General features: G+C 71.7%; 22 protein-coding genes. 6 read left to right on the forward strand and 16 right to left on the reverse strand.

Annotated features, from left to right (window positions below):
• Positions 1 to 31 precede the first annotated feature (31 nt).
• Together JKJ07_RS49850 and JKJ07_RS49855 are read right to left on the reverse strand one after the other, a co-directional pair.
• Entirely contained in the window at positions 32 to 133 is a 102-nt protein-coding gene (locus JKJ07_RS49850; RefSeq protein ID WP_307834283.1) for a zinc-binding dehydrogenase, read from the reverse strand.
• A gap of 38 nt (positions 134 to 171) precedes the next feature.
• Positions 172 to 324: a hypothetical protein gene (locus tag JKJ07_RS49855; RefSeq protein WP_236029281.1), complete on the reverse strand. Its 153-nt coding sequence runs from the start codon at positions 322 to 324 to the stop codon at positions 172 to 174.
• Between the two features lie 199 nt (positions 325 to 523).
• Between JKJ07_RS49855 and JKJ07_RS16075 the strand changes: the two genes are divergently transcribed.
• Positions 524 to 703 (forward strand): hypothetical protein, encoded by a 180-nt coding sequence (locus tag JKJ07_RS16075; protein WP_202992324.1) that lies wholly within the window; start codon positions 524 to 526, stop codon positions 701 to 703.
• Here the strand turns inward: JKJ07_RS16075 and JKJ07_RS16080 are convergent.
• From JKJ07_RS16080 to JKJ07_RS16090, 3 genes are read right to left on the reverse strand one after another with little or no spacing between them, the layout of a single operon-like run.
• Positions 681 to 1,481 (reverse strand): alpha/beta fold hydrolase, encoded by an 801-nt coding sequence (locus JKJ07_RS16080; RefSeq protein ID WP_236028998.1) that lies wholly within the window; start codon positions 1,479 to 1,481, stop codon positions 681 to 683. The two genes, JKJ07_RS16075 and JKJ07_RS16080, sit on opposite strands and share 23 nt — an antisense overlap.
• Positions 1,482 to 1,528: 47 nt before the next feature.
• Positions 1,529 to 2,029 carry an adenylate kinase family protein gene (locus tag JKJ07_RS16085; protein ID WP_202992325.1) on the reverse strand — a complete coding sequence of 167 codons (501 nt, stop codon included), beginning with the start codon at positions 2,027 to 2,029 and terminating at the stop codon, positions 1,529 to 1,531.
• Positions 2,030 to 2,033: 4 nt separating this feature from the next.
• A complete protein-coding gene (locus JKJ07_RS16090) occupies positions 2,034 to 2,441 on the reverse strand; it encodes a DUF6924 domain-containing protein (protein ID WP_202992326.1) in 408 nt (135 codons plus the stop codon).
• Positions 2,442 to 2,756: 315 nt separating this feature from the next.
• Between JKJ07_RS16090 and JKJ07_RS16095 the strand changes: the two genes are divergently transcribed.
• Together JKJ07_RS16095 and JKJ07_RS16100 are read left to right on the forward strand one after the other, a co-directional pair.
• Positions 2,757 to 4,382 carry a methyl-accepting chemotaxis protein gene (locus JKJ07_RS16095; protein ID WP_202992327.1) on the forward strand — a complete coding sequence of 542 codons (1,626 nt, stop codon included), beginning with the start codon at positions 2,757 to 2,759 and terminating at the stop codon, positions 4,380 to 4,382.
• A gap of 81 nt (positions 4,383 to 4,463) precedes the next feature.
• Positions 4,464 to 5,861, forward strand: coding sequence for an amino acid permease (locus tag JKJ07_RS16100; protein ID WP_202992328.1), 1,398 nt, complete (start codon positions 4,464 to 4,466; stop codon positions 5,859 to 5,861).
• Between the two features lie 39 nt (positions 5,862 to 5,900).
• Here JKJ07_RS16100 and JKJ07_RS16105 read toward each other — a convergent pair whose 3' ends face one another.
• The 9 genes from JKJ07_RS16105 to JKJ07_RS16145 are packed head-to-tail and all read right to left on the reverse strand — an operon-like array spanning position 5,901 to position 16,983.
• On the reverse strand, positions 5,901 to 9,386 hold the full coding sequence (locus JKJ07_RS16105; RefSeq protein ID WP_202992329.1) for an ATP-binding protein: 3,486 nt from the start codon (positions 9,384 to 9,386) through the stop codon (positions 5,901 to 5,903).
• A 25-nt stretch (positions 9,387 to 9,411) separates the two neighbouring features.
• The gene (locus tag JKJ07_RS16110) at positions 9,412 to 10,119 is read right to left on the reverse strand and encodes a siderophore-interacting protein (RefSeq protein ID WP_202992330.1); all 708 of its coding nucleotides are present in this window, start codon (positions 10,117 to 10,119) and stop codon (positions 9,412 to 9,414) included.
• A 25-nt stretch (positions 10,120 to 10,144) separates the two neighbouring features.
• Positions 10,145 to 10,519, reverse strand: a complete 375-nt coding sequence (locus JKJ07_RS16115; RefSeq protein WP_202992331.1) for a hypothetical protein — start codon at positions 10,517 to 10,519, stop codon at positions 10,145 to 10,147.
• 17 nt (positions 10,520 to 10,536) lie between these two features.
• Complete coding sequence (locus tag JKJ07_RS16120; RefSeq protein WP_202992332.1) at positions 10,537 to 11,340, reverse strand: hypothetical protein; 804 nt, start codon at positions 11,338 to 11,340, stop codon at positions 10,537 to 10,539.
• Positions 11,337 to 12,482 carry a hypothetical protein gene (locus JKJ07_RS16125; RefSeq protein ID WP_202992333.1) on the reverse strand — a complete coding sequence of 382 codons (1,146 nt, stop codon included), beginning with the start codon at positions 12,480 to 12,482 and terminating at the stop codon, positions 11,337 to 11,339. The genes JKJ07_RS16120 and JKJ07_RS16125 overlap by 4 nt, the downstream gene beginning before the upstream one ends.
• A complete protein-coding gene (locus JKJ07_RS16130) occupies positions 12,479 to 14,707 on the reverse strand; it encodes a hypothetical protein (RefSeq protein ID WP_202992334.1) in 2,229 nt (742 codons plus the stop codon). Before JKJ07_RS16130 ends, JKJ07_RS16125 begins: the two co-directional genes overlap by 4 nt.
• 44 nt (positions 14,708 to 14,751) lie before the next feature.
• Complete coding sequence (locus JKJ07_RS16135) at positions 14,752 to 15,924, reverse strand: acyltransferase family protein (protein WP_202992335.1); 1,173 nt, start codon at positions 15,922 to 15,924, stop codon at positions 14,752 to 14,754.
• Complete coding sequence (locus JKJ07_RS16140; protein ID WP_202992336.1) at positions 15,921 to 16,490, reverse strand: hypothetical protein; 570 nt, start codon at positions 16,488 to 16,490, stop codon at positions 15,921 to 15,923. Before JKJ07_RS16140 ends, JKJ07_RS16135 begins: the two co-directional genes overlap by 4 nt.
• A complete protein-coding gene (locus JKJ07_RS16145) occupies positions 16,483 to 16,983 on the reverse strand; it encodes an RNA polymerase sigma factor (RefSeq protein ID WP_236028999.1) in 501 nt (166 codons plus the stop codon). Before JKJ07_RS16145 ends, JKJ07_RS16140 begins: the two co-directional genes overlap by 8 nt.
• A gap of 197 nt (positions 16,984 to 17,180) precedes the next feature.
• Here JKJ07_RS16145 and JKJ07_RS16150 point away from each other — a divergent pair, with 197 nt between their 5' ends.
• Positions 17,181 to 19,811, forward strand: coding sequence for a glycosyl hydrolase (locus tag JKJ07_RS16150; protein WP_202992338.1), 2,631 nt, complete (start codon positions 17,181 to 17,183; stop codon positions 19,809 to 19,811).
• Between the two features lie 16 nt (positions 19,812 to 19,827).
• Here JKJ07_RS16150 and JKJ07_RS16155 read toward each other — a convergent pair whose 3' ends face one another.
• Positions 19,828 to 20,220 (reverse strand): VOC family protein, encoded by a 393-nt coding sequence (locus tag JKJ07_RS16155; RefSeq protein ID WP_202992339.1) that lies wholly within the window; start codon positions 20,218 to 20,220, stop codon positions 19,828 to 19,830.
• A 188-nt stretch (positions 20,221 to 20,408) separates the two neighbouring features.
• On the opposite strand from JKJ07_RS16155, the gene JKJ07_RS16160 reads away from it, so the two are divergent.
• Positions 20,409 to 21,392: a carbon-nitrogen hydrolase family protein gene (locus tag JKJ07_RS16160; protein ID WP_202992340.1), complete on the forward strand. Its 984-nt coding sequence runs from the start codon at positions 20,409 to 20,411 to the stop codon at positions 21,390 to 21,392.
• A gap of 69 nt (positions 21,393 to 21,461) precedes the next feature.
• A complete protein-coding gene (locus tag JKJ07_RS16165) occupies positions 21,462 to 21,878 on the forward strand; it encodes a hypothetical protein (RefSeq protein ID WP_202992341.1) in 417 nt (138 codons plus the stop codon).
• Positions 21,879 to 21,896: 18 nt separating this feature from the next.
• Here the strand turns inward: JKJ07_RS16165 and JKJ07_RS16170 are convergent, their stop codons facing one another.
• On the reverse strand, positions 21,897 to 22,415 hold the full coding sequence (locus tag JKJ07_RS16170) for a hypothetical protein (protein WP_202992342.1): 519 nt from the start codon (positions 22,413 to 22,415) through the stop codon (positions 21,897 to 21,899).
• Positions 22,416 to 22,480 lie beyond the last annotated feature (65 nt).

Consider the following 22,480-nt stretch of genomic DNA (forward strand, 5'->3'; position numbering starts at 1 on the left):
GCTTGCCCGTTTCTGCCGGGACTTAACCGGATCAGTCCAGGTCGAGGACGATCTTGCCGCGCCGGGAACCGCTCGTCACGGCCTGGTGCGCCCGGGCTGCCTCGCGTACGGGGAAAACGGCCTCGATCGGCACCCGGAACCGGCCCGCGGTGACCAGCTCGGCGGCGGTGCTCAGCCCGTGCCCGCGCCGTGCACCAGCAACGTCATGCCTGGCCGCAGGTCGAGCAGGTCGAGGGCCCGGGTGGCCGTCTCGACCCCGGAGCCCGCCGCCCTGGCCTGCGCCCACGGCATCGCGGCCGGCTTGCGCGCCCACATCTGCAGCACCGCGAACTCCGCGCTCGCGCCCCGAGCCGGGCCACGTCGACCAGGCCGAAGACCTCGTCGCCGATGCGCACGCCGGAGAAGTGGGAAGGTCCGGGCCGCCGATGACTCAGATGCGGCGCGCCGACGCCCGCGACAACCGGGAACGCGCGCTGGCGGCCGCCCGCGGGAGCGTCAGGAACACGCCGAGGCGCTGAACGAGTTGGTCGTTCGTGCGTACGCGGCCGGTCGTTTGCGCGCGGACGTGGACGCCGGCGACGTGCGCGCGGGCCTGCTCGCCATCGCCTCGCTGCGCCGGCTGCCCCCGGCGACCAGCGCGACGGTGATCGGCAAGCCGGCCCGCGTCATCTTGAGCGGGCTCAGCGCGCCGCCTTTTCGATGAACTCCACCGTCGTACGGGGTTGGGAAGCGAACACCATGTGCGACGCTCCGCGGACGACTTGAGTGCGCGAATGTGCGCGTTCGGCCATGAAGCGCTGCGCGGCCGGCGGGATGATCCGGTCGGCCCCCGCGATCAGGTAGTGGCTCGGGATGGTGTGCCATGCCTGCGGCGTCGACGCGGGCTCGCCCAGCGCCGCCCCGGCCGCCGGGCGCTGCGTCACCGCGTACAGGGCCGCTCGCTCCGCCGGGAGGTCACCGGCGAAATTCTGGTGGAACAGCGCCGGGTTGATGTAGAGGTCGACCCCGCCGTCCGGCAGCGGCACCGGCTTGAGCGACTCGCCGACCGTGCTGCCCGGGAACTTGCCGCTCAGCGCCTCGGCGCTCTCCCCGGTCTCGGGCACGAACGCCGCCAGGTAGACCAGCGCCTTCACGTTGGCGTTGCCGGTGGCCGCCGTCGAGATCACCTGACCCCCGTACGAGTGCCCGACCAGCACGATCGGCCCGTCGATGCTCGCCAGCAGGGCCCGCACCGCCGCCGCGTCCGACGTGAGCCCGCGCAGCGGGTTGGCCGCCGCGATCACCGGATAGCCGTCGTCGAGCAGCCGCCCGGCCACGTCGGTGAACCCGCTGCCGTCCGCGAACGCGCCGTGCACGAGCACGATCGTCGGCTTCTTCTTGGCCGGCCCGCCGCCCGAATGCGCCGCGGCCGAGGTCATGGTCACCATGGTCAATGTCGACACCGCGGCCAGCGCCACGGTCAGCTTGCCCCACATCTGCATGGCCCGGACGCTAGAGACGGCCGCTGAACAGCGACTGCACGATCGCTTTACGACCGATCCGCGCGCACCAGGGCCAGCACCGTGTCGGCGAGCGCGGCCGGCGACGCCGTGGCATCCAGGGGTATCGCCCCGGCCGCGAGCATCCGCGCCTGCAAGACCGGGCGGCCGTCGCGGATCTGCTGCTTGACCCCTTCGGTGCGCGCCGCGGAGGTGGCCCGCGCGAGCCGGGCGTCCTGCTCGTCGGCCTCGAGGGTCAGCAGGAACACCCGCTCGAAGAGATCCAGCAGTTCTTCCTGGTTGACCGCGATGCCGCAGACGAAAGTCATGTCGGTCAGGGCCGCCTCGAGCCGCTCCCGGGTCCAGACCCAGCGGTGGGTGAGCTGCCAGGCCTCGTCGACGGTCGCGGGGGCGTCGACAGCCGCCCCGGAGCTGTCCGCCCAGCTCGCAAGGTCGTCGGCGTCGACCGCCCGGTGACCGCGCCGGACCAGCTCGGCGGCCAGCGTCGACTTGCCCGAGCCGGGGTTCCCGGTGATCAGAAAAGCCCGCACGCGCTCACCCGCCCACGCCCCGATAGGTCCCGCTCTCGTCGGCGGAGCCGGCGAACTCGTCGAAGTCCACGTTGCCGAGGCACAGGTTGGCCGACATGTCCTCGAACCAGCGGGGCGGCAAGCGCAACGTCCGGCCGTCGTGCAGATCTACAGCCAGCAGCGGCCGTTCGGCGTCGGTCATCGTCGTGCCGTCGGCCAGGAACACGTACACCACCTTCTCGACGTCCGGCGCGGCGCGGTCGGCCTCGACCAGTTCGGCGACGGTCACGCCCTCATAGCGGCGATCGTCGACGAACGTCGCGTCGTCGTCGCCCACGGCCTCCCGCAAGGCGGCCCAGGCCCTGTCGTCGGCGAAGTCGGTTCGCAGGACCAGCGAGGTCAGGTCTTCCGGTTCCGGCAGCGATCCGTTCACGACCTCAAGTATCCCCGCCGCGCCACGGGGTCAGCCGCGGCCACCAGCTCGGGACCGCCCGCCGCCCGATCCCCGCCCCGAATCCGCCACCCGTCGCCGGCCAGCCCCCGGGCCACGGCCTCCCCGACCAGCCCCGAACTCCCCGTCACCGCAACCGAACGCGCGTCATCCACGCCGCTGAGAGTGGCCCGGATGCCAAGCGGTTGCAAACAGGTGCGCGGCGGCCGATTCCTCCGATCCGGGCGCCGGGAGACGAAATGAGGCTCCAGACGCGGCCTCACCATCTTCGGGGCTGCCCATTCGCGGGAGCGTGGGATGAGTTCGGTTGAGGCGCCGGTGCATCGGCGAGGTGTGATCGGCTGGGTGCAGGACCGTCGGGTGAGCACGAAGATCCTGTCGGCGGTCATGGTGGTCGCGGCCACCGGTACGGGGGTGGCCTCGTTCGCGGTGACGCAGATGACCAGCCTCAACAACAGCACGAACGAGGTTTATGTCGGCACCCAGCAGTTGAACACGATGGCCGAGGTGCGCAACGCGTTCAACCGGGTCCGCATCGACTCGCTCAACCACTTCTTCGCCCCCGACAAAGCCACCCAGGCCGAGGCCGAGAAGGCGATCACCGACGACCTCGAGGCGCTGGCCAAGGCGGAGGCGACCTACAAGACGTACGACCTCGGGGCGACCCGCACGGCGGCGCTGGCCGACTTCGACAAGGCGTGGGCGCAGTACGTCGCGATCCTCAACGACAAGCTGCTGCCGCTGAGCCGGGCCAACAAGAGCGCCCAGGTCGCCGCCGTCCGCAAGAACGAGATGGATCCGCTGATCGCCACCTCGCGGGCCGCCATGGACACCCTGGCCAAGGAGACCGTCACGGCCGCCGAGAAGGAGAAGTCGGAGGCCGCGGCCGCGTACGCCAGCGCCCGTAACCTCGTCATCGGCCTGATCATCGCCGGGCTGCTGCTCGGGGTGGCCGCCGCGGTCGGCATCGCCCGGCTGATCACCAAGCCGCTGGCCCGCTGCGTCGAGGTGCTGAACCGGATCAAGGACGGCGACCTGACCGCCCGTACGGGCCTGACCGGCAAGGACGAGGTCGCCGAGCTGGCCAAGTCGCTCGACGCCTCGACCGACTCGGTGGCCTCGATGGTGCGCCAGGTCGCCGACAACGCCCACCATGTGGCCGCGGCCTCCGAGGAGCTGTCCGCCGTGTCGGTGCAGATGTCCTCGGCCGCCGAGGAGACCTCGGCCCAGGCCGGCACGGTGTCCGACGCCGCCGGCACGGTGTCGCTGAACGTGCAGACCGTGGCGGCCGGGGCCGACGAGATGGGCGTGGCGATCCGGGAGATCGCGACCAGCGCCACCGAGGCCGCCTCCGTCTCGGCCCAGGCCGCGGCGACCGCCGAGCGGACCAACAGCATCGTCGCCAAGCTGGGCGAGTCGTCGGCCGAGATCGGCAACGTCATCAAGACCATCACCGCCATCGCCGAGCAGACCAACCTGCTCGCCCTCAACGCCACCATCGAGGCGGCCCGCGCCGGCGAGATGGGCAAGGGCTTCGCCGTGGTCGCCTCCGAGGTCAAGGATCTGGCCCAGGAGACCGCCCGGGCCACCGACGACATCTCCCGCCGGATCGGCGCCATCCAGAGCGAGACCGAGCAGGCCGTCGTCGCGATCGGCGAGATCACCGAGGTCACCGCCCGGATCAACGACCACGCCGCCACCATCGCGGCCGCGGTCGAGGAGCAGACCGCCACCACCAACGAGATGGCGCGCAGCGTCGCCGAGGCCGCCTCCAGCGCCAACGACATCGCCGGCAACATCAGCGGGGTGGCCCAGGCCGCCGACGCCACCGCCACCGGCGCCACCGAGACCCAGACGACCGCGCAGGAGCTGGCCCGGATGGCCGAGGAGCTCAACCAGACGATTTCGGTCTACCGCGTCTGACCTCAGGTTCTGACCGGACGAGGCGGCCCACCGGGCCGCCTCGTTCCGTATGCGTCAAGTCCGGCTTCCTACCGTACGGGCATGACGACCTCGCAGAAGGCGGGCACGGCCCTGCACCGGGGGCTCACCTCGGCGCAGATCGGGATGCTGACGATCGGCGGCGTGATCGGCACCGGGCTGTTCCTCGGCTCGGGCCTCGCGGTGTCGATGGCGGGCCCGGCCGTGCTCGTCGCCTACCTCGCCGGCGCGGTGCTCGCGGCCGCGCTGACCTACGCCGCGGTCGAGATGGCGGCGGCCGAGCCCGGGCTGCACGGGTTCGGCGCGTTCGCCTTCCGCCACCTCGGGCCGCTGGCCGGGTTCACCCAGCGCTGGCTCTACTGGGGTGTCGTCGCGATCAGCACGGGCACCGAGACCGTCGCCGTGGCGATCTACATCCGCTACTGGTGGCCGCACGTGCCGTTGTGGGTTCCGGTGCTGCTCTCGGCGAGCGTGTTCATCGTGATCAACCTCTTCCTCGTACGGGCGTTCGGCGCGGTCGAATACTGGTTCGCCGCCGTCAAGGTCTCCGCGATCGTGGTGTTCCTGGTGCTGGGCGGCGTGTTCCTGACCGTCGGGCTGCCCGATCGCCCCGCGGCCGGCCTCTCGGCGTTCACCGACGCGTCGTCGTACCTGCCGCACGGGCTGGCCGGGCTGGCCGTCGCGCTGATCGTGGCCAGTTTCAGCTTCGGCGGCACCGAGGCGCTGGCCCTGACCGCCGCCGAGTCGAGCGACCCCGGGCGGGACCTGCCCCGCGCGGCCCGCTGGACGCTGCTGCGGATCTGCCTGTTCTACCTGCTCGGCATGGTGGTCGTGGTGTCGGTGTCGCACGTGGTCGGCGCGGCCCCCGACGGCGGCCTGACCGCGAGCCCGTTCGTCCGCATCTTCGACTGGGCCGGGCTGCCGGTCGCCGCCGCGGTGATGAACTTCGTGGTCCTCACGGCCGCGTTGTCCGCGCTGAACACGGTCTTCTACGTGGCCACCCGTACGCTGCACTCGCTCGGCGTCGACGGCCAGGCGCCGGCCTGGACGACGCGGGTCGACCGCCGGGGCGTGCCGGTGCGCGCGGTCCTCGCGTCGGCGATCGGCGTGCCCTTCGCGGTGACGCTGTCGGTGGTGTCGCCCGACGAGGCCTTCGCGAAGCTGGTCGGGCTCGTCATGTTCGGCGTGGTGACGACCTGGCTGCTGATCTTCGTGACGCACGTGGCCTTCCGCCGCGGTCGCACGGCCGAACAGGTGCGCCGGTCGCCGGTGCGGCTGCCCGGTGGCGCCCGGACCAGCGCGGCGGCGGCGGTCGCGATGGCGGGCCTGCTGATCAGCATGCTGTTCGTCGACATGTTCCGGATCGCCTGGACGGTCGGCGCCCCCTGCCTGGTGGCGATCCTGCTCGCGTACGCGGTGACGCGCCGACTACGACGCGACGGCGCCCCAGCGCGGCGCTGACCCGGCACAACGCCATCCCCGTACGGCGTTCGAGCTGGTTCAGATCAGCGTGGCCAGCAACTTCTGAGCGCGACGGGCGAACAAGTGAGCGCCGCGGTCGGCCGACCGGTCGCGGGCCCGCTCGGCGGCAGCGCGCACGGCGGCGACGGGCTCGCCCCGGGCCTGCAGCAGACGCGCGCGCAGCAGCAGGATCAGCCCCTCGGCGTAGCGCTGGCCGTGCACGCGGATGGCCCGTTCGGCGCGGTCGAGGGCGCCGCCGGCCCGCTCGGGATCGTCCGCGGCCAGCCACATCTCGGCGATCAGCGCGTAGTGGTAGGCCAGCCCCCACTGCGGCGGGTCGAGCAGGTCGGCGGCCAGCCCCACTTCCGCCTCCCGGGCCGCGGCGGCCGGGTCGTCGCCGGTCATCGCCCGGGCCCAGCACCAGTTCTGCCGGATGTAGACGTCGAGTTGGGTACGCAGGTGGTCGAGGTCGGTCACGACCCAGCGCTCGCCGGCCCCGCGGGCCACGGCGGCGTCACCGGCCATCGACGCGATCATGGTCGTGTAGTAGACCCAGATCGAGAACGCGTACGGGTCGGTGGGGTCGTCCCAGGTGTCGACGAAAGCCAGCGCCGCGCCCGGATCGCCGTGCAGCCCGGTCATCACGGCCCGCCAGCCCGGCCCTTCACCCGGGATGCTGCCGTCGCGTCGCAACGGCGTCGACATCGGCGGCTCCTCCGACGGGGACGTCGGGACGATGTCCGGTCCGGTCAGCGACCGGTACGCCTCGCCGATGTTGCCGATGTCCCACTGGTGCAGGCCCCACGCCTGCCGGGCGTAGGCCCGCGCCGCCGGGTCGCCCGAGTCGCGGCCGCGTTCGTGCATGCGGCGGGCCAGCAGGCCGCGGTCGTCGGTCATCCGGGTGAAGGCGCCCATCGTGCGGATGAACAGGAAGTCGTCGGCCTCGGCGGGCCGGTTCAGGATGCGGGCCAGGTGTTCCGCCCGCTCCAGCAACTCGAACGTCGTGCCCTCGTAGTCGGCGTGCCGCCGCACGACGATGGTGAGCAGGGTCAGCACTGACAGCTCGAGCTCCGGCAGGCCCGCCGCCCGGGTCACCTGCGCGGCGTGCCGCAGATGCCGGTCGGCGGCCAGATAGGCGAGCTTGGCGGCCGCGCGCCGGGCCGCGCGCAGCAGAGCCTCCGCCGTACGGCTCGGGTCGGCCAGCGGCCCCGCCGACCACAGGTGGTGGGCCACCGCCTCGTCGTCGCCGTGAAGGTGTTCCAGGGCGTCCGCTACCCGCAGGTGCAGCCGGGCGACCTCCGGCCGGCTGACGGTCCCGGCCACCGACTCGCGGACCAGGTCGTGGGCGAACCGCAGCGACGACGGGTCCTCGGGCCGGCCCTCGAACAGGCCGAGCGCCAGCAGCGGCCCGATCCGTTCGAGGCAGTCCGCCGGCTCGGCCCCGACGGCCCGGGCCAGCAGCCGCAGGTCGACGTCGCGGCCGATCAGCGCGGCGACCTGCACGAGGTCGCGTCCGTCGAGGTCGAGCCCGGCCAGGCGGTCGCGGACGATGTCGCGCACGGTGGCCGGGACCCGGGCGTCACCGTCGCCGAGCATTCGCGCCAGCTCGCGGACGAAGAACGGGTTGCCCGCCGTACGGGCGTGGACCGCGTGGACGACGTCGCCGTCCGGCTCGTGGCCGAGCTCGTGACGGATCAGCTCGGCCACCCCGGCCGCGTCGAGCGGGCCGAGCCGGAACCGGACGTGCCCGGGCAGCCGACCGGCCCCGGCCAGCGTCCGGGCCAGCATCGAGGTGGGCTCGGGCGCGCGGTCGCGCAGGGCGGCCAGCAGGGCGGTGCGCCGGGGCAGCCGGGCCGCCAGATGGCCGAAGAGCTGCAGCGAGGCGGCGTCGGCCCACTGCAGGTCGTCGAGGATCAGCAGCGTCGGCCGCTGCCCGCCGGCCTGCCCGAGCACGGCCACGACCTGCTCGAACAGCCGGAACTGGGCATTGCCGTCGGCCGCCGGACGGGTGGTGTCGTGCTCGCGCGGTTCGAGCAGGCTGCCCAGGTCGCCGGCGCGCCATTTCTCCCGGGCCGGGGCGGGCAGGCTGTCGACCACCGCGCCCAGCGCCTGCTCCCACGGCCACATCGCCGGGGTGCCGTCGCCGGGCAGGCAGCGACCCCAGACGACGAGCGCGCCCTGCTCGACGGCGGCCGCGGCCGTGGCCTCGAGCAGGCGCGTCTTGCCCACCCCGGGTTCGCCCTCGACGACCCCGACCGCCGTACGCCCGGCGACCGCTCCACGCACCGCCCGCCACAACCTGGCGAACTCGCCGTCCCGCCCGACCAGCCCGCCCGGCGCCGGATTGCCGGGTCCAGGTTGGGTCGGGGTGTGGGTGCCGGCTCCAGGTTGAGTCGGGATGGGGGTGCCGGCTCCAGGCGGGGTTGGGGTGGGGGTGCCGGGTCCAGTTTGGGTTGGGGTGAGGGTGCCGGCTCCAGGCGGGGTTGGGGCGAGGGTGCCGGGGCGGGGTGACGCTGTGGCCGGAATGCCGAGACCAGGCGACGCGTCGGCCGGGGTGTTAAGTCCAAGCGACGCTGTGGCTGAGGCGCCGGGATAAGGCGAAGCCGTGGCCGGAATGCCAGGACCATATGACGCTATAGCTGGGGTGCCGAGCCCAGGCGACGCTGTGGCCGGGATGCCGAGCTCGGGCGACGCTGTGGACGGAGCGTCGGGGTGGGGTGACGCCGTAGCTGGAGCGCCGCTAGGGGGCGCGGCCGGGACCGGGGCCTGTCGAGTCAGGACGCGGAGGTGGGCCGCCTCGAGTGCCGCTCCTGGGCTGATGCCGAGTTCGCCGGCCAGGCGGTCGCGGACTGTGCGGAAGACCGACAACGCCTCGGCCTGGCGGCCGGCCGCGCCGAGCAGTCCGACCAGGCCGCTCTGCACCGGCTCGTGGAACGGGGCCATCGACGCGGCCAGTTGCAACGGTGGCAGCAGTCGTTCCGGCCGGTCCAGCGACACCGCGAGCGCGGCCGCGGTGGCGCAGGCGGCGTAGAACTCCTCGTCGAGCGCGGCGAAGACGGTTGTCGCCCGGGTGCCGGTGGCCAGGCCGCCGCCGGCCGGGCCGCGCCAGAGTGCCAGCGCCTCGGCGTAGTGGTCGAGCGCCGCCGCGGGGCTGTCGGTCTGCGCGGCCGCGACCAGCTGCCGGAAGGTGAGCAGGTCGAGCCGGTCGGCGTCGGCCTCGAACACGTAGGAGCCGGCCCGCCGGCGCAGATAGGAGCCGTCCGCGCGGGCCGGGAGCGTGGGCTCGAGCAGCCGCCGCAGGGATCCGACGTACTTCTGGATGACGTTGAGGGCGCTCGCCGGGGCGTCGTCCTCCCAGATCAGGTCGATCAGCTCGCCGGTGCCGGTCGGGCCGCCGGCCCGGGCCAGCAGCAAGGCGAGCAGGAAGGCCTGCTGACGGGGGCCGGCGTCCACTTCGGTCCCGCCGCGCCACACCCGCAGCGGACCCAAGATCTGCAGCCGCGGGGGAGGGTCGCCGAACACCACGCCGCGGGAGTTTAGCGCGTGACTGTTACAGCTCCGCTCCCGCGCCGAAGCCCGGCCGTCCCGCCGCCCACTGCGGCTGCAGCAGCACCGACTTCCGCGGCCAGCCCCGCTGCTCCACGAGGTGCCGCTGCAACAGCCGGCAGGTGTCGCTCTCCCCGGCGATGTAGGCCGTGCCGGGCCGCGGCGGCAGTTCGAGCTCCTGGACCGCGCGCAGCAGCACCCGCGACGCCACGCCCGAGCCCGTGCCGCGGTGGACCCACGGGAACGGCGTGAACGCCCCGAAATCGGGGACCTCGTTGCCGGGCGTGCTGGTCTCGAAGACCCCGTACGTGTCGGCCTCCCGCCCCAGAGCCGCGCGCATGGCCAGCAGCGGGACGGCGCCGGTCTCGTCACCCAGGAACAGGTGATGCCGGGCCGCCTCGTCCAACGTGATCTTGCTGCGGGGCGGCTCGACGGTGACCCGGTCGCCCACGGCCACGCCACGGGCCCACGTGCAGCCGGGTCCGCCCGCGTCGTGCAGGGCGATCCGCAACGTCACCGAGGCCGCCCCCGGATCGTGCCGCCACAACGAATAGACCCGGCGCTGCGGCGTGTGCACCACCAGGTGAGCCCCGGGCCGGCAGCGCAGACGCCGCAGCTCGGGACCCACCAGCTCAACCTCGCGCATATGGGTGGCCACCTCGGCGACCGCCCGCACCTTGGTCACCAGCGGCGCCCGCCTCGCAAAGCTCACGGCCCGAGGCTAACAACCTCGCCCGTCAGTCCGAGACTGCCCGTACGGCGTCGGTGAGATCGCGCAGCAGCTCAGGGGCATCGAAGGTCATTTCCGCATGGGTTTGGCTTCGGAAGGCCACGGTCTTGACCCCGTCACGGAATCTGACTGTCAGGTCGAAGCTTCCGAAGTTCAAGATGATCTCGTCCGGCCGCCTCAGGATGGAGTTCGCCACGTCTCGGAACGATTGCGGATCGAGGTCGCCCATTCCGGCAGGTGCGCCGGTCACGTGCCAATCGCGCACGTCGGCGCTGACCACGAGGTGTCCGGACCGGTCGGAGTTGTCGAGCCGGCCCGCGAGCGTGGTTCCCTCGAATCGGACGTCGCCCTGATAGAGCTTATGGGACAGCACGAGCTTCATCGGGAAGGGCCGGCCGGCTAGGCGGAGGACCGCATGATCCAGACGATCGCGAGAATCAGTGCGACCGCCGCCAGGCTCAGTCCGACGATCAGCGGGATTCGGGAGCGGCGCTCCTTCACGAGCGCCGGGCCTTTTCCCGGTGCGATCTCTTGTATCGAAGAGGTGCCGTCCGGGTCGAGCAGCATGATGGCGACCGGTGCCCGCAGGTCGGCGGCGGCCTCGTGGGCGCCTCGCAGCGTTCCGAAGGCCTGGCTCGTGAAGGCCCAGCCCTCGGCCTCGGCGGCGGCCAGCCGGGTCACCCGCGCGAGGAAGGCCCGCCGGGCGTCGCGGTCCTTCACCCCGCCGACCCAGGAGCCGGCCGGGTCGTCGCCGAGGGAGGCGGCCGGTTCCAGCGCCGAGTCCAGCATGGCCGCCGTCCGGGCCGGCACGTCCTCGGCGGGCTCGTCGCCGCGGATGATGGCGTCGATGCGGTCGGCGTCGAATTCTTTGTCGAGCTGTTCGCCGAGGCGTTCGTAGCCGTCGGCCGACCAGGCCAGCGCCGCGATCCGTTGCAGCAGCACCGGATCGTCGCGCAGATCGTCGAGCACCAGTGTGTAGCGGATCGGCGTGCCGCCCGCGTCGCGGCGTTCCGAGGGCACCCCGGTGACGTAGACCCCGACCCCGCCCTCGTGCCGCGCCACCACGATCTCGCGCTGCGTGGTCTGCACGTGCTTGGTGACCGCGTCCCACCAGCGGGCCGGCGGCACCGCGCCGATGAACTGGTAGTCGTAGCGGTTCTCGCGGGGGCGGCCCCGCGTCATCAGGTAGGCCGGTGCCGTCATGACCAGGGCTCCACCCGCGGGTCGTACGCGGTCGCGGCCAGCGCCTCGACGCTCTTGCGGACCTGCTGCTGCCGCTGCTCGATCTGGGTGATCTCCATGGCCGTCTTGCCCTGGTCGGCCGCGTTGCGGGCCGACTCGCCGCTGACGTAATACCCGATCGTGCCCCAGAAGCCCTTGCGTTCCCGGTCGCGGGCGACCAGCCGGGCGTAGTCGTGCTGCCGGGCCGCCAGCACGCGCCCCTCGGCCACCGCCCAGCCGTCGACCACGCATTGGCACAGGGCCGTCATCACCGCGCCGGCCGCCTTGACCGACGGGGTCGTCTTGTCGCCGCGGATCCGGTAGTGGGCGCGGAAACCGAGCCGGCCGTCGCTTTCCCGGGGCCAGTCGGCCTCCATCAGTTCGACCACCCCGTACGTGTCGATCGGGGCGTAGATGATTTTGATGTCGCGCTGGGTCGCCTCGCCGCGCACGATGTCGAGCATCGGGCCGTACCACTCGGCCACCCGCTTGCGCAGCTCGTCGGCGTCGCGCCCCCAGCCCCCGTTGTCGTCGAAGTATTTCTCGCACTTGAGCGGGGCCAGCACCAGCACGGCGGGCTCGTGGTGGTGCTCGGCCAGGTTGCGGGTGCTCGCCCATTTGCGGGCGACCTCCTCGACGTCGCCGAACTGCAGCAGGCCGGGCACGGCGCCCCGCTGCGGCGGCGTCTCGGCCTCCATCAGGATTGACGCGTCGATCGGCACGAGCAGCATGACGCTGGCCTTGATGTGCTCCTCGCATTCGCGCCACTTGCGTTTGCCGTCGGCCACCGTGTCGAGGAAGTCGGGGTCGAGCCACTTGCCGGGGTAGTCGAGGATGCTGAACGGGATCCGAACGTCCTCGTCGGCGACCGACTGCAGCGACACGTGGTAATACGCCTCGTCCTGGGTGCCGGCGAGGGCGTACGCGTTGAACTCGCGCTGCAGCAGCGCCTGCTGCATCTCTTGCCGGTGGGTGCGGACCCGCCGCTGGGTGCGCTCGTCGAGCGAGATGATGACGCCGGTGCCGGCCAGCATCTGCTTGGTCTCGTCGAGGATGGCGGTCAGCAGCGTGGTCTTGCCGACCCGGGTGGGTCCGAGGACCGCTGCCTTGAAAGCCGGATTCATCGCGAAGTCCCGTCGTCAGAAGAGGGTTGCAAGGCGGTGGTCAGGTCGCGCAGGACGCTGCGCAGGTGCTGCACCCGGGCGGTGGCCAGGGCCGGGCCGCTGAGCTCGTCGGGCCACAGCTGGTCGCGGAACGCCTCGGCCAGCCGGCGGAACTCGGCCTCCGACTTGGCCGAGCGGATGAACTGGTCCTCGAACTGCTCGGCGAAGGCCAGCAGCACCTGGGCCGTGATGGCCGGCTCCTGCTCCAGCGTCTTCGCGGCCCCGTGCGCGGCCTCGCGGGCCAGGTGCGAGATGTGGGTGAACAGCGTCCCGGCGCCCTCGTCGTTGTGGGGCACCGCGGGCGGCTGGCTGCGTTCGGAGCGCAGCAGCGACAACGCCGTACGCATCCTCGGCATCACCCGGGTGCGGTAGTCGAGCCGGACGTCGAGCACGTGGTCGACCGCCTCGGCCAGCACCGGGCACGGGTCGGGGGCCTCCCGCAGCCGCACCGCGAGATCGGCCAGCGCCTGCCGGGGGCCGCCGTCGGCCGGGGGCACCAGCCGGGCCCCGAGCGCCTCGGCCAGGCCCGCCCAGAACTCCTCGCGGCGCCGCTCGAGCAGGTCGTCGATGGCGCCGAAGCGTCGCGCGATCTCCACCCGTACGGCGTTGAGCTCGCGCACGGTGAACGGGCTGGGGGAGTCGTCGACCCGCATGTCCGACACCGCCCGCTGCCGCCAGGCCGGCTCGCCCTCGCCGAAGCCGTCGACGATCCAGTCCCGTACGTCGTCGCGCAGTTGCTGGGCCCGGTCGTAGAACTCCTTGTCCTCGTAGGAGTCGGCGGCCTTCTCCTCCAGGCCGGCGATCCATTCCTGCACCGTGCCGGCCATCTGCTGCTGCAGCCCCTTGGCCCGGGCCAGCAGCAGGTCGACCGTGGTCGGGGTGAGCACCGAGCGCAGCGTGGCCAGCAGGTCGGCGGCCACCGCGCCCAGGTGCTCGCGGGTGGCCGTGCCGAGCGTGAGGGCGTGCTCGATGACCGCGGTGTCCATCCGGGGCAGCGCGGTGGCCAGGTGGGCCAGCACCGGCCCGAGCACGTCGGCCTGCACGGTCTCGGGGCTCTTGACGTCGGCCACGATGACCGGGAAGGCGGCCTCGCGGGCGTTCTCGTTGACACCGTCGCGGATCGCCGAGAGCAGCGCGTCCACGTTTTCCTGGGGCAGGCCGCCGCTGTTGACCAGGATGGCGGCGAAGTCGCGGACCGGGGCGGCCCCGGCGGCCTGGCAGATCAGGCCCAGCCCGGCGGCGTCGTGGCTGTCCCAGTAGGCGTTCACGCCGTCCGGGCGCTTGACGTTGAGCACGAAGTCGACGTCGTTCTCGAGCCCGGCGATGTGGTGGCGCTCGGCGTTGGGCATGCTCTCGCCCAGGCCGGGCAGGTCGATCAGGCCCAGGTCCTCGACCGTCGCGGTGGGGAACCGCGTGGTGATGCGGGCGTCGCGCACGGCCAGGTAGCGGCGGTCGGGGCGGGGGTCGTCGATGCCCGGGTAGGCCACCCAGGCCCGCAGGTCAGCGAACTCGATGACCCGGGTCTGACCGTTGAGGAACTGCCGGTACGTCTCCGTCGAGTTCTGCATCTCGCGCAGCCGCACCAGCATCGGCCCGAGCCGGGTCTGCTCGGCGGCCGGCAGGTCGAGGTCTTCCTTGTGGGCCGGGTAGTCGTGCGCGACGAACGCGGCGATCGTCTCGGGCGGCGGGCCGAGCCGCAGCTCCTCGTGATAGCCGGCCAGCACCTCGGCGCAGAACGAGGCCTCGGTGTGCATCGTCAGCACGGCCTCGCGGCGCTCGGCGGAGTGGAAGATGCGGCTGCGCACGGCGGTCACCGGCACGCCGGCCCCGGCCGGGATCTGGTCGTCGCCGAGCCCGGTCAGCGACTGCAGCAGCGTGCTCTTGCCGTTGCGGGCGCGACCGCTGACCCCGATGTTCATCGTGTGCCGGCCGACCCGGGCCCGGACGGCGGCCAGCGCGGCCAGCACCTCGCTGACCCGCTGCCGCAGCGCGGGCACGTCGACGGTGTTCAGCCCCAGCGCGGCCAGGCTCTCGTCCTGCGCCGCGCCGACGGCGTCGATCGCCTGACCCAGCCGGACGAGGAGCTGCTGGGTCTGCTCCCACCGCAGGATCTCGTCGTCGACCGCGGGCAGCAGCCGCCTGCGGTTGTCCAGCACCTCGGCTATCCGCCTGCTCGTGTCGCTCATCAGCCCTCTTCCATGTCGGACGGAGACACAGACCAGGCGCGACGCTACGGACGATTGAGCCGGACCAAAATCGGCTTTGTGACGACCCGTTCCGGCTGATCGTCGGCGAACGCGGCTTGAGCTGGGACGCTCGGGGTGCGTACGGGAGGGGCTGTCTTTGATCTGTCAGCCGGTGGGGTCAGCACGAGGTCGCGCAGGCGGCGGCCCAGCGGACGCTCGACCCAGCGGTGGACCAGCCAGGCCAGGCCCAGCATGAGCAGGGTCGTCACCGTGATCATGACCCAGACCGGCGCCGTGAGCCGCTCGTACGCGGCCCGGATGACGGTGTGCCCGATCCGCGAGTGCAGCAGATAGAGCGGGTAGGTGAGCGCGCCGGCGACGGTGAGCCAGCGCCACTGGATGCGGTCGGTGTAACCCAGCGCGACCAGCAGCAGCACCGCGTACGAGAGGGTGATGATGACGAAGCCGGGCCAGGGCGGAACCTTGGGGCCGAGGTCGTGCATCCGGTCGTTCACCCGGGCCAGGCAGACCAGCCAGGCCAGCCCGGTGATGCCGAACAGCAGCGGGGCCGGGCCGAACCGGTGGATCAGGTAGAGCGCGATGCCGCCGATGAAATACGGCGCGTAGTCGCTGATCACCAGTGCGTTCAGGGCCGGGCTGCCCAGTGAGGGCGCGAACACGGCCGCGGTCATCCACACGGCACACAGCAGCACGGCCCGACGGTAGGTCAGCCCGCCGCGGGCCAGCACGATCGCCATGATCAGATAAAACTTGAGCTCGACGAACAGGGTCCAGTAGACGCCGTCGACCGGGTCGTGCCCGAGCGGCTGTTGCAGCATCGTCAGGTTGATCGCGAGGTCGAGCACGCTGGGCCGGCCGCCGTCGGTGACACCGCCGGTGAGCGGGAAGATCATGGCTACGACGCCGGTCAGGATCACCGCCGCCCAGTAGGCCGGGAACAGCCGGCTGACCCGCGAGGCGAAGAACTGCCCGAGCGTGCGGCCCCAGCTGCTCATGCAGATGACGAACCCGCTGATCAGGAAGAACAGCTCGACGCCGAGGAGACCGTAGATGGTGACGTGCACGGTGCTCGGCAGGAAATGCTCGGGCAGCCGGACGCCGTCGATGCGCCACGCGACGGTGTAGTGGAACGCCAGCACGGCCAGGGCGGCGATCAGGCGAAGGCCGTCGATCGCGGCCAGGCGGGGACGGCTCATATCTTCGTCAGTTTCAGCGCGTACGCGTCGAACTGGCCCACGCTGCTGAACAGGATGCGCACGGATCCGGCGCGGGGCATCGTCAGCTCGTATTCGCGGGCCTCGCCCGGGTCGGTGCAGTCGACGCTGCTCTGCTGGTCGACCGCGCCGTTGAGCAGGATCGTGAACGGCAGCGCGGTCGGCCCCGAGCAGCCCACCCGCAGCCGGTATCTGCCCTCGGTGGCCTCGATCCCGACGTCCTGGTCGAACGCGTCCATCACGTCGGCATGGCTGGCCCCGGGCACCAGGGCGGCGGCCACCTCGACCTTGTCGGCCCGGCCGGTCCAGGCCACGCCCGAAGCGGACGGGCTGACCGAGGACGCCGGCACGATGGTGTTCTGGTAGTCGTTGCGCTGGTCGACGATGAAGGCCCCGCCGCCCACGATGACGACGGCGGCCACGACCGACGCCCGTACGGTGGCCCGCCGGTGCACCGTGCGCCGGGCCGCCTCGGTGCCGGGCGCCTGCACCTGGGGCAGCGTCTTGGCCCGCAGGTCGTTGAAGAGCGGGGTCAGCGGGTCAGACACGACGGGCCTCCGGCTGCAGCTGGCTGGCGAGAGCCGTACGACCGCGGTGCAGCCACGACTTGACGGTGCCGACGGCGACGTTCTCGCGCTCGGCGATCTCGTTGACGCTCAGGTCGCCGAGGTAGTGCAGGACCACCGCGCGGCGCTGGGCCGCGGGCAGCGTGGCCAGGGCCTCGACGAGCTCGATGCGGACCGTGTCGGGCCCGGCGACCTGCGGTTCCTGCGGGCGCTGGCGGCGCAGGAACGACAACGCCGTACGGGAGCGGCGCCAGCGGCTGACCGCCAGGTTCCACGCGACCCGGCGCACCCAGGCCACCGGGTCGTCGTAGCGCGACACCTTCGACCAGCGGCGCAGCGCTCGGCAGAACGCCTCCTGGACGACGTCCTGGGCCTCCTGCCGGTCACCGAAGTACGCGTACAACTGCACGGTCAGATCGGCGTACTGCGCGGCGTACACCGCGTCGAAGTCCGCGGGGGGATCGGCGGCCGGCATCGTCGTAGAAGCTCCCCTCGGAGGACCCTCCGCGGTGGTGGTCATGGGGACTACACGCGGCACCGCCGATCAAGGTTGCACCCTATTTTTGCCCTTCTACCGCCGGTTGCTTCCCGAACACCGTGTATTCACCTCCATCAAAACCCTCTAGCGTGAGAGCGCTCTCCCCGTTCCCCCCAGACTCGGAGTCCATCCTCATGCCATCCCGACGAAGAATCGTCTCCGCCCTGGCCGCGGCCGCGCTCGCGGTCGGATCAGGAGTGCTCGCCGTGACCTTGACCAGCACTGCCGAGGCCGCCACGGTCGGCGCCGGCAGCTACACCGAGACCCTCCCGGCCGGCGCCAAGCTGCCCACCGGCTGCGGCGCCATGTCGACCAACCCCCGCCAGTACGTCACCTCGAACGCCCCCGGCGGCGCGGTGCCGACCAACGACTGGTGGTCGTCGCTGCTGTTCAAGAAGGGCGACGACTGCAACTTCTCGCAGCCGCTGTTCGCCGGCCCGGCCTCCTACCGGCCCACCGCGAACGGCCTCGGCCTGTCGTACCAGACCGACGCGGCCATCAGCGGCAGCGCCACCGGCACGGGGGAGTACCACTACCCGTACGCGCAGCACATCGTGGTCGGCGTGGCCGGGCTCAACGCCCCGCGCGCGCTGGTCGACGGCTGGAGCGACTGGACCGTCACCCCCTCGTGGAGCGACGGCGCCCGCACGCTCAAGGCCACGATCGGGCACGGCCTGCCGCTGTCGTACTACCGCGTCACCGGCGGCGACGCCCAGCTCAGCATCGTCGGGCCGCCCACGGTCTGGCAGAACACGGGCGGGCGGATCGGCTTCTCGATCGGCGGGCACGACTACGTGGCGTACGGGCCCGCGGGGTCGACCTGGAGCCAGTCCGGCAACACCCTGCGCTCGAACCTGGGCGGCCAGGGCTACTTCTCCGTCGCCGTGCTGCCCACACTGTCGAGCGCGAGCACGGCCGACAAGACCGCGCTGGCCGACCAGTTCGGGCAGTTCGCGCACAACCACGTCACCGGCACCCGGATGGCCTACAACTACAACCAGGCCAACGGCACGGTCACCACGACGTACAGCTTCACCACGCAGAACCTGGCGGGCGGCTCGGGCGGCACGGTCATCGCGCTCTACCCGCACCAGTGGCGCTACCTGACCGGATCAACCCCGCTTTCCCGTACGTACGTGTCCCCGCGCGGCGCCATGAAGGTGCTCACGGGTACGCAGTTCCAGACGTCCATGCGCTACTCGGGTGTGCTGCCCGAGCTGCCCGCCGTGGGCGACTCGAGCGGGGCCGACCTATCCCAGATCACCACGCTGCTGAACAACGAGCTCGGCAACCCGGCCGACTTCAAGGGGAACGACACGTACTGGACCGGCAAGGGCCTGGGCCGGGCGGCCCGGATCGCCGAGATCGCCGACCAGCTGAATCTGACGTCCGTACGGGATTCGGCGCTGAACGTCATCCGGACCCGGATCACCGACTGGTTCACCGCATCGGCCGGCAAGAACGAGCGGGTCTTCTACTACGACAAGAACTGGGGCACGCTGATCGGCTACCCCGCGTCGTACGCCTCCGACGAGGACCTCAACGACCACCACTTCCACTACGGCTACTTCATCGCGGCCGCGGCCACCCTGGCCAAGTTCGACCCGGCGTGGGCGTCCAATTCCCGGTACGGCGGCATGGTCGACCTGCTGATCCGCGACGCCAACAACTACGACCGCACCGACACCCGGTTCCCGTACCTGCGCGACTTCGACATCTACGCCGGGCACGACTGGGCCTCCGGGCACGGGGCGTTCGGCGCGGGCAACAACCAGGAGTCGTCGTCGGAGGGCCAGAACTTCGCGAACGCGCTGATCCAGTGGGGTCAGGCCACCGGCAACAACGCCGTCCGCGACGCCGGCATCTGGATCCACACCACGCAGGCCGCGGCGATCAACGAGTACTGGTTCGACGTGCGCAACGAGAACTTCCCGCAGAACTGGGGCCACAACTACACGGCCATCGTGTGGGGCTCGGGCGGGGCGTACGCGACCTGGTTCTCCGGCGAGCACGAGATGATCGTCGGCATCAACATGCTGCCGATCACGGGCGGGCAGCTCTACCTCGGCGAGTATCCGGCCGCGGTGCGTAACACGTACGCGGAAATGGTGCGGAACAAGGGCGGCGAGCCGACGATCTGGCGCGACATGCTCTGGCAGTACCTGGCCCTGGGCGACCCGGACGCGGCGATGTCGAAGTGGCGCGCGGCCGGCAACTACACGCCGGAGGAGGGCGAGAGCAAGGCCCACACGTTCCACTGGATCCGCAACCTGCAGGCGCTGGGCCAGGTGGACGCGACGGTCTCGGCCAACCACCCGCTGGCCAAGGTGTTCAGCAAGAACGGGGCCAAGACGTACGTGGCCTCGAACATCACGAACAGTGCGCTTTCCGTGACGTTCACCGACGGCCGTACGTTGTCGGTGCCGGCGGGCAAGACCGTGGCCAGCGGGGCGCTCAACTGGACGGGCGGCAACGCCACCGGCGGCGGCACGACCACCCAGCCGCCGACGACTCCGCCGACGACGACCCGACCGCCCACGACGCCCCCGACCACTCCGCCCACGACCACGCGGCCGCCGACCACCCCGCCGACGACGCCTCCCACGACCACCCCGCCGACCGGCACGGCGTGGGCGCCCAACACCCCGTACGCGATTGGGGCGGTCGTCACCTATAACGGCGCCCGCTACCGCTGCATCCAGGCCCACACCTCGCTGGTGGGCTGGGAGCCGGCGAACGTCCCGGCCCTCTGGTCGCGGATCTGAGCAGTCCCGGCCGTCGTCATCCCTGGCTGACCATGATGCAGAACGGGTGCCCGGCCGGGTCGGCGAAGACGTAGAGCGGCTCATCGGCATCGCCGGTGCGGTCGAGGAGCACGGAAGCCCCCAGTTCCTCGGCCCGCCGGCGCTGCCGTTCCAGTTCCTCGACCGTCGCCACCCGGAAGTCCAGATGCATCTGCGCCGACACGTCGTGCTTCGGCCACGTGGGCCGGGTCAGCGTCGGCACCCGCTGAATCGCGAACACCCGGCGGCCGTCCCCGTCGAGCAGCACCAGCCAGTCGTCCTCGTCGCCCTCGCGATACTTGAGCCCCAGCAGCTGCCGATAGAACTCGGCCAGGGTCCTGCTGTCGGTCGCATCGATCACGGTGTGCATCAACACGGGATAGTCGGACATCGCCGCCGCCTCCTAGGGTCTGCTACGGTCACCCTAGGCGTGGCCCACCGCCCAACCTCCCCGACCGTCCCGCGCTCGGTCTCGTACGGAGGCAAAGGGACTTCTGAGTCTCGGGTCGCTGTCACTGTTCGCTGGTTCCGGACGTCCTGGTCGCGCGGGGATCGACGCACGGGACAAGCGGAGGGCCCATGACAGCCAACAAGAACCTCAAACGCCGGGTGCGCGCCCGCGCCGCCAAGACGGGTGAGTCCTACACCGCTGCTCTGCGGCACTTCCGCACGGCTCCGCGAGGAGAAACGATGCGACTGTCCGTCACCCAGCTCACCGTCCACCCCGACCCCGGCGACACCGCCGCGCTGCGCGAAAGCGGCCGGCAGATCCGGGCCCTCATGCGCGAGGCCCACGCCGCCGGCGCCCGCCTGCTGCACCTGCCCGAGGGCGCACTGTGCTGCCCCGGCAAGCGCATCATGTCGGCCACCCCCGACGTCGTCGGCCCGGCCGACTGGGACCGCGCCGACTGGCCCACCCTCGCCGACGAGCTGCGGGCCATCGCCACCCTGGCCGGCGAGCTGCGGCTGTGGACGGTGCTGGGCTCGATCCACCCGCTGACCCCGCCCCGGCGCCCCCACCTGAGCCTGTACGTCCTCTCCGACCAGGGCACGATCGCCACCCGCTACGACGAGCGGCTGCTCTCGAACACCAAGGTCAGCCACATGTACACCCCCGGCGCGGCCCCGGTCACGTTCACCGTCGACGGCCTGCGCTTCGGCTGCGCGCTGGGCATGGAAGCGGCCTACCCCGAGATCTTCAGCGAATACGAACGCCTCGACGTCGACTGCGTGCTGTTCTCCACCCACGGCCCCGGCACACCGGTCAACAACGGCCCGTTCGCGCTGCAGGCCCAGGCTCTCGCCGCCGCCAACAGCTTCTGGGTCAGCTACGCCGGCACGGCCCAGGACGCCCCCAACGCCCCCGCCGGCGTCATCACCCCCGCCGGCGACTGGGCGGCCCGCTGCCCCGCCGCACCGTCCGACGCCCTGACCACCATCGACCTCACCCGCCCCACCGAAAACCCGGCCCGTCAGTGGCGCCGCACCGCCCGCAGCGGCCTGTACAAGCAGTTTCAGGCCCCCGACGACCCGCGCAGCCTGCACCGCGCCGGTCCACAGTGATTCCACAACACCAGCCCGCCAAGCTTCCGGGCGGAGGGAATCGGTCCCCCTCGAGAGGAAGCAGGGCAGATGCGTATTTTGAGGATGGTGGTGGCGATCGTGCTGGCCATCTCGGGTTCCGCACTCGCGGCCCGACCGGCGGCGGCCGCGGGCGAGTGGTATTACGCCACCGGCTGTTTCAGCTGGGGCAGGGCGACCAACATCTACAGCGACATCAACAAGGTCAACCTGATCGGTCGCTTCGAGTGGGCCTGGAACGCCCGCAGCGGCAGCAGCGGCTACTACCGGCTGACGGTGGTGGACGAGGCCCCGCGCGACGGCATCGGGTTCGAGGCCCGCGTGGACGCGGGGACCGCCAGTCAGTCGAACGTCATCCCGTATTCCAACGTCTACCACTACAACATCTACTACGCCGTTCGTAAGTGGCGGGCGTACGTCGCAGGTTCGTCGGCCGGGCCGTGGTACCCGCCGACGTCCTGCGGCTGAGCCGGGCTCCGGGCGTCGCTACGGCACGAGGCGCCAGGCCTCCACCAGGCCGGCGACGGTGATCAGACCCAGCAGGACGTTCCCCCAGTGCGGGCCGAACCGGCGCTGTCCGTCATCGGGCAGCGCCGGCACCTCGGTCAGCGCCGTGGTGAGCCAGCCGATGCCGGGCGAGACGGGTTCGTGACCGCCGGTGAGCCGGGGTTTGAAGAAGTACTCGAACGCCGACATCTCGACCGAGCGGTGACCGGCGACCAGCAGATGGATGGCGTCGTGGTCGTCGGGCCGGGTGACCAGGCTGCGGGCGATCGTCCAGGTGTGGAGCGTGTTGCGCACGATGATGTCCTGCGCGGTCACCGTCACGCTCACGACCGGCCCGGTCAGCCACAGCCCGGCGGTGAACCCGGCGACGAAGCACACCGCCAGCGCCACGTTCGGCAGGATCAGCCAGAAGGCGAACGGGGCGAAAGCCACCCAGCCGCCGATGATGATCAGAGCCCGCTTCTCGACGCGGCGGTAGGTTCGCCGATCATCACGCACCGAGAAAGATTATCGGGGGAGTGTCGGGTCCGGGATCGGGCGTTCGTGGAGTAGGCAAAGACCGG

The sequence above is a fragment of the Paractinoplanes lichenicola genome (genome assembly GCF_016785085.1).
GTDB lineage: Bacteria > Actinomycetota > Actinomycetes > Mycobacteriales > Micromonosporaceae > Actinoplanes > Actinoplanes lichenicola.

Coding starts and splice junctions, on each gene's coding strand:
- JKJ07_RS16080 (WP_236028998.1), bottom strand. CDS start 1,481: ATGCAGATGTGGGGCAAGCTGACCGTGGCGCTGGCCGCGGTGTCGACA.
- JKJ07_RS16095 (WP_202992327.1), top strand. CDS start 2,757: ATGAGTTCGGTTGAGGCGCCGGTGCATCGGCGAGGTGTGATCGGCTGG.
- JKJ07_RS16100 (WP_202992328.1), top strand. CDS start 4,464: ATGACGACCTCGCAGAAGGCGGGCACGGCCCTGCACCGGGGGCTCACC.
- JKJ07_RS16115 (WP_202992331.1), bottom strand. CDS start 10,519: ATGAAGCTCGTGCTGTCCCATAAGCTCTATCAGGGCGACGTCCGATTC.
- JKJ07_RS16120 (WP_202992332.1), bottom strand. CDS start 11,340: ATGACGGCACCGGCCTACCTGATGACGCGGGGCCGCCCCCGCGAGAAC.
- JKJ07_RS16125 (WP_202992333.1), bottom strand. CDS start 12,482: ATGAATCCGGCTTTCAAGGCAGCGGTCCTCGGACCCACCCGGGTCGGC.
- JKJ07_RS16130 (WP_202992334.1), bottom strand. CDS start 14,707: ATGAGCGACACGAGCAGGCGGATAGCCGAGGTGCTGGACAACCGCAGG.
- JKJ07_RS16135 (WP_202992335.1), bottom strand. CDS start 15,924: ATGAGCCGTCCCCGCCTGGCCGCGATCGACGGCCTTCGCCTGATCGCC.
- JKJ07_RS16145 (WP_236028999.1), bottom strand. CDS start 16,983: ATGCCGGCCGCCGATCCCCCCGCGGACTTCGACGCGGTGTACGCCGCG.
- JKJ07_RS16150 (WP_202992338.1), top strand. CDS start 17,181: ATGCCATCCCGACGAAGAATCGTCTCCGCCCTGGCCGCGGCCGCGCTC.
- JKJ07_RS16155 (WP_202992339.1), bottom strand. CDS start 20,220: ATGTCCGACTATCCCGTGTTGATGCACACCGTGATCGATGCGACCGAC.
- JKJ07_RS16160 (WP_202992340.1), top strand. CDS start 20,409: ATGACAGCCAACAAGAACCTCAAACGCCGGGTGCGCGCCCGCGCCGCC.
- JKJ07_RS16165 (WP_202992341.1), top strand. CDS start 21,462: ATGCGTATTTTGAGGATGGTGGTGGCGATCGTGCTGGCCATCTCGGGT.